This is a genomic window from Martelella mediterranea (genome assembly GCF_004342225.1).
Taxonomy (GTDB): Bacteria; Pseudomonadota; Alphaproteobacteria; order Rhizobiales; family Rhizobiaceae; genus Martelella; species Martelella mediterranea_B.
The window spans coordinates 1-5,231 of record NZ_SMAR01000077.1 but is presented as its reverse complement, the minus strand read 5'-3'; the positions used below and the strand labels follow the sequence as shown (position 1 = coordinate 5,231).

The following is a 5,231-nucleotide window of genomic DNA, read 5'->3' as shown; positions in this document are numbered from 1 at the left end:
CCCCGACCGAATCCGTCAGGGCAATGTGTTCACAGGGGGCAATTCTCAGTGAAAATTTAGAAGCCTACAGGGTCACCTCTCAGCAGAAATCAACATACTATATGTATAAAATATACATAGCAGGAAGGATTGAAGATCTTTATACTCTTAGCCTAATTTTCCCAAAAGGAGCCTATGAAGAATTTTATGTTCATACGCAGATAGCTGGTGAAAAAGATGGTTTATTTGATCGCGTAGTAAACGCCGATCGAAATAATACGTTTGTTTCAGGCCGTGGTTGTGCTGAGATATTTGATCACTTTGGCACGACGACAGAATTGGAACGCGCTTGCGTTGCTCGAGAAATAATTGCGCCCCTTAATGGCTATGCGGCGCTTGCTGATAGTCAATTTCGGCCTGTGATTGCTGTATCTGCTTCTAGGCAAGCAGCACATGGTTCGTCGGCTCATATGTCTTTAGGACGAGCGCCTTCAATACAAGGCCAGACGTATCGAAAGATTGTTGCCTGCCGCCATCAAACTTTGCACGAACTGATGCCTTGCCGCGTTGAATATATGCGTAATATAGGACTTGCTGCTCGTGCGGCTATAGCCACGGCTGATGAACCATCATGGCCTTTATATTATCGAATATTGGAAGATATTGCTGGTCATAAAAATACAACGTTGGATAAAATTCCGAGTACAGGGCTTGCCGGTCGGGAGGCGCTGAACGCGTTTAAACGAGCGGCCAATAATAGTGAAAATGGACGACATGGGACATCAAAACGCACTCTCTCTCTCTTGAAGAATGAACTTATGACCTTACGGGAGGCGCGTCAGTTTTTTCGAGAGATTGTTAGGAAATGGCTTGACGATGAATGTGGAGGCGTAATGCCGAGCGATAGGGTTGAAGGTGGCCCATTCCGTTTTGGGCTGGATTGATAATATAAATATATACTGAAAGGACTAAATAAATGAACTGGACTGATTACATAGCAGGATGTTTCGGTGAAACCGATAAAATTTTCGCCGGGCACGCTTCTGAAGAAGAAAGAGCATTTGAGTTGCTAAAAATTCTCCGAAAGGAAAATGAGATGTGGCGGAAGGTGCGGGCTGAATTTGTGGCATACCTAGAAGGTAATGTAAAAAATGAACAACACATTCGTACTGAAATTTTGAAGGTGGAGAAGTATTACCGCTGCTGGCTTCGGGATTGAAATGCCTCGCGTTTGCGAAACTTTTCAGAAGTCATGACTTTTGCAACACCTTGCCCCGACCAATGATTTCAACGCTTTGCCGTTTGCAAAAGTCCGTTGCAGAATACCGTATAGTTTTTCTTGTGTCAGGTAGGATTTTATCCTACCATTCATAAGAACAAAGAAAGTACGGAATAGTGGAAATGGTCGAGAAAATTAGCATCACCCTCCCCCCAAATATGTTGGATGCCATCAAGGCGCAGGTGGCGTCTGGTCATTTTTCGTCCACCAGTGAAGTCTTGCGAGAGGCCATGCGCCTGTGGCTCAAGACCGAGGAAGAGCGCGAAGAGCGTCTTAAGGCCATTCGGGCACGTGTCGCGCAATCGATCGATGACCCTCGCCCGCCTGTTCCAGCAAAAGAAGCGTTTGGCCGGATCCGTAAGAACCTGATGGATCGGCATTCCGATCAATGAAACAGCTGCCCGTTTACCTTCTGGAATCGGCGCTGAATGATATTGACGAGATTGCAGAATACGTTGCGCGAACCAGTAGCTCACTGGAAGTTGCCCTTGATTTTACCGCTCGCATCGAGCGGCGGTGCATGAAGATCGGCAACGCGCCATATGGCGGCGTTGCGCGCGATGATCTACACGAGGGTATCCGCATGGTTCCCTTTGAAAGCAGTGCCGTCATCCTGTACCGCGTCGCTGACAGAACCATAGAGATTGTGAACGTGTTTTATGGTGGTCGCGACTACGACGCCATCATGCGTGACTCAAACGAATGAAAATCGGCTATGCTCGGGTCAGCACCAAAGACCAGAACCTTGACCGCCAGCTTGTCGCGCTCAAGGCTGAGGGCTGCGATCTGGTCTATGCCGAAAAGGCCAGCGGCAAGGACGTCCGCAACCGTCCGGAACTGAAAAAAGCCCTCGCTGCCCTCAATCCTGACGACGTTCTGGTCGTGGCTGAATGGGATCGCGCCACGAGATCTTACACCGACGGGTTGGACATTATGGCCGAGATCGGTCGTCGGGGCGCGTTGGTCAAGGTTGCTGCACCTCGAAAGGCAAGCCAGAGCGAAAAAGAGAAGTCAGCTTCCGGCCGGTACTTTCCCTTTACCCTCGAGATATGCCTCGATAATGCGTCGGACCATTTCCGGACGCGATGGCAAATCTTTTTCCTCACGTCGCAACTCGTCTATTTCCTCAAGCATTTCATGCGAGAGGCGCAGCGTTATTGGCTCATGAAAACGTCTTGGAGGGGCCATTTGAAAAATCCTTCACAGGTATCTTGACATCAGAATACCTGAATGGCACATTAAGCGAACGATGGCAAGAGTTCGCACCTCCCGCCATCGCTCTAACCAGCCCACCTGTTTAGGAGGTAGACATGGCTGACTCAGCAACTATCACGCCCGCTCGGGCGAATGAAGACGTGTTCCTTCGCGGAGCGTCTCCTATCAACCTGCTTTTCTCGAAAATGCTCGGCCAGATGGTCATGGTCATCGACCGCGAGAAAGAAATCGACGGCGTGGACATTTTCGACCCTGCCTTCAAGGCTTGGCTGTCCGGAGCAGAAAACGCTCTTGATGCTTTCACGCAGTCGGTTTGCGTACTCAGCAATCTGGCGCCGATGATCGCTTCGGATGTGCCTCTGCGAAGAACGGCGCGACTGATCCACGCCATGCTCAACGCCGCAAGCAGGTCTGAACTGGCAACGGCTCGATCGAACATCGTCCTCTATGCCGGTAACTTCCTTGGCAATGAGAGCGCCTATATCGGCCCAGATACCGTTGATCAGCTCAGACGCTGCAGAGCGCTTCTTAAGGTGCTGATGCAGCTCGACCTCTATCGTCATAGCCCGGACGATACGCTCTCGAACAACGAGATTTCAGAAATCGCCACGTAGTCACCCGACTGAGCCAGGTTGAACGGCTCAGCGGTACCGCACTCGCATTCGACGTGCCCCGACGGGGTACCATCCTGCGAGATCCCTTTTCGTTGCGTCCAATCCAGCAAATTGACCTTCCGGATTTTTCGGAACCGATCCCGCATGCTCTGACGGCGCCTTTGCCATGGGGAGTATCCGGGTGGATTCCGTCCAGAACAGGAACACACACATGACTGACAATCATTCTCCCGACCGTCTGCCGAAGAAACCGCGACGCCTGCACATCCCACATCGATCACGGCATGTGCCGGACAGCGAGTGGCGGCGCACCTATCCCGGTCCGGTTCCGCCGCAATGGCAGGACATCGCGGCCAGCAAAGGCTTTTTAATTGTCGATCGCGTCCGTGATCGCAATCACGTTGTCCTGCGATGCCGGGAATGCGGCGCCGATACGGTGCAGAAAGCTTATGTGCTGCGCACAGCCCAACCCATTTGCGGCGGTTGCCTTGAGACCCGCCGTTTGCAGGATGCCGCCAAATGCGGTTTCACACTGCTCGAGCGCGACGAGATGCACCACAAATATGGACATTATCGACTACCATGCGGCCATGCCGCGCGCTTGCAATTCGGCCGCGTCGAGCGACTTGCGCGCGAGGGAAAGGCCGCCGGCAGAGCGGGCTTTCACTGCCCGACCTGCTACGCGGCCAGACTGAGCTCCGATGCTGCCGCTCGGGGATGGACACTGCTCGGCCCCGATCCGGAAGCAAACCCGAACTACCGCTCATATAGACATGATAGCTGCGGTCACACCCAGAGGATCGCGATCGCCAACATCATCACCGGCCGCGTCGGATGCGAGCAATGCGGCACATGCTGGTCCGCAGCGCCGAGCGAGATCTATGTTCTCGCTTTCGAAGTTCCGCACAAGGGCAGCTTCATCAAGCTTGGCTATTCGCGCGATCCGGAAAGCCGCTTGCGCTATCAGTTGGGCATTCCGGGTTCCGTTGAGGCCCGAGTCCTGTATCGGTTTCCCATGCGGACCGGCCATATCGCCCAGAAAACGGAAAAGGCCCTGCACGGCAAGCTGAAGCAGCGCTTTCCGGATTCGGTCATCCCCTGTAACGAACTCGCAGACTGGATCAACGTCAAAACGGAAATCTATCGGGCAGACATACTCCCGCATGTGCTCACATATCTCAAAGCGGCAACCGCAAACCAGCAAACTTCGCCACGGTCAGGAAAGCCGAGATCTTCCGGATAGACATGCCATTCTGGAACAGTTTTCCAGGAATGGTTTCAAAACGCCCGTATTCCGGTTCCGCTAACCGGATACGGGGCATTTTCTGGAATGTGATTTCAGAACAGCATTGTGTTGGGTCGCCGTCACCCGTCATTCCGGATGCCGCCTGGCGTTTCGGAACGAGGCCTTTGCGGGACCCGATGCTGAACATCCGGAATGAGAACCGGCAAGCGCCGAGGTAACCGCAGTCCCGCTCCGAATGGACTGCCGGAGAGCGCATCGCCGTCCTCCGTTTTCATCTTGCTTCGGTCAACGAGCAACTATCACGAGGAGGATCCGCCATGACGGATCACGCACCACGCCCCGCATGGGCCGCATATGGCGAAGAGCTGGTCCGCCGGCTCCGCCGAAACCCGCAGCTGGATCGCTACCCTGGCCGCTCGGTCAACAAATGGAACAGCGTTGGGCCGCATAGAACACAAGAGCATGCGCAGCCAGGTTTGCTCGATTTTCTCAACAAGCGCGCCCCATCCTATGTGGACGAGGAAAGCGACGAGGCAAACTTCACCGGTTACCCTGATTTCGACGGCGATGAGCTTGATATTTCCATGTCTGAGGAGGACGGACCCTCGCCAATGCAGCCGATTCCGCACCCGACACTCTCATTGGCACTGAAACTTGCAGCCACGTTTGGCAGCGAGGATGCGTTCATCGCCTGTTTTGGCGCGCCCGGTTCTGTCGTCGTGTTAGGGAATATCGAGCCGCAGGATCTCGCCCTCGCGCAGGATCTCCTGACACTGATTGTCATGCCACCCGGATGGATTGTTGCCTCCGAGGCGAGAATGCTCAAAGGCGAGCCGAACGCGCTTTGCCTGCTGGCTCCCGAAGTCACAAAGGGAAAAGTCGCGGAACGTGTACTCAA

The 5,231-nt window shown here is 53.6% G+C and carries 8 protein-coding genes; all 8 read left to right on the top strand.

Annotation, left to right across the window (positions count from 1 at the left end; all coding sequences use genetic code 11):
• Positions 1–923, top strand: a 923-nt coding sequence (locus tag EDC90_RS20410) for a hypothetical protein (protein ID WP_207903987.1), incomplete at its 5' end; no start/stop codon positions are given.
• 32 nt (positions 924–955) lie between these two features.
• On the top strand, positions 956–1,198 hold the full coding sequence (locus EDC90_RS20405; RefSeq protein ID WP_132314347.1) for a hypothetical protein: 243 nt from the start codon (positions 956–958) through the stop codon (positions 1,196–1,198).
• 182 nt (positions 1,199–1,380) lie between these two features.
• On the top strand, positions 1,381–1,650 hold the full coding sequence (locus tag EDC90_RS20400; protein WP_132314346.1) for a type II toxin-antitoxin system ParD family antitoxin: 270 nt from the start codon (positions 1,381–1,383) through the stop codon (positions 1,648–1,650).
• Entirely contained in the window at positions 1,647–1,964 is a 318-nt protein-coding gene (locus tag EDC90_RS20395) for a type II toxin-antitoxin system RelE/ParE family toxin (protein ID WP_132314345.1), read from the top strand. Before EDC90_RS20400 ends, EDC90_RS20395 begins: the two co-directional genes overlap by 4 nt.
• The gene (locus EDC90_RS21025) at positions 1,961–2,473 is read left to right on the top strand and encodes a recombinase family protein (RefSeq protein ID WP_165972925.1); all 513 of its coding nucleotides are present in this window, start codon (positions 1,961–1,963) and stop codon (positions 2,471–2,473) included. Before EDC90_RS20395 ends, EDC90_RS21025 begins: the two co-directional genes overlap by 4 nt.
• 95 nt (positions 2,474–2,568) lie before the next feature.
• Positions 2,569–3,087 carry a hypothetical protein gene (locus EDC90_RS20380; RefSeq protein ID WP_132314344.1) on the top strand — a complete coding sequence of 173 codons (519 nt, stop codon included), beginning with the start codon at positions 2,569–2,571 and terminating at the stop codon, positions 3,085–3,087.
• A 211-nt stretch (positions 3,088–3,298) separates the two neighbouring features.
• Complete coding sequence (locus EDC90_RS20375) at positions 3,299–4,330, top strand: GIY-YIG nuclease family protein (protein ID WP_132314343.1); 1,032 nt, start codon at positions 3,299–3,301, stop codon at positions 4,328–4,330.
• Positions 4,331–4,650: 320 nt separating this feature from the next.
• Positions 4,651–5,231 (top strand): hypothetical protein (locus EDC90_RS20370; protein WP_207903985.1); only part of this gene is annotated, 581 nt, incomplete at its 3' end.

Excerpts from the sequence above, each read along its gene's own strand:
- EDC90_RS21025 (WP_165972925.1), top strand. The coding sequence starts at position 1,961 with ATGAAAATCGGCTATGCTCGGGTCAGCACCAAAGACCAGAACCTTGAC.
- EDC90_RS20395 (WP_132314345.1), top strand. The coding sequence starts at position 1,647 with ATGAAACAGCTGCCCGTTTACCTTCTGGAATCGGCGCTGAATGATATT.
- EDC90_RS20405 (WP_132314347.1), top strand. The coding sequence starts at position 956 with ATGAACTGGACTGATTACATAGCAGGATGTTTCGGTGAAACCGATAAA.
- EDC90_RS20375 (WP_132314343.1), top strand. The coding sequence starts at position 3,299 with ATGACTGACAATCATTCTCCCGACCGTCTGCCGAAGAAACCGCGACGC.
- EDC90_RS20380 (WP_132314344.1), top strand. The coding sequence starts at position 2,569 with ATGGCTGACTCAGCAACTATCACGCCCGCTCGGGCGAATGAAGACGTG.
- EDC90_RS20400 (WP_132314346.1), top strand. The coding sequence starts at position 1,381 with ATGGTCGAGAAAATTAGCATCACCCTCCCCCCAAATATGTTGGATGCC.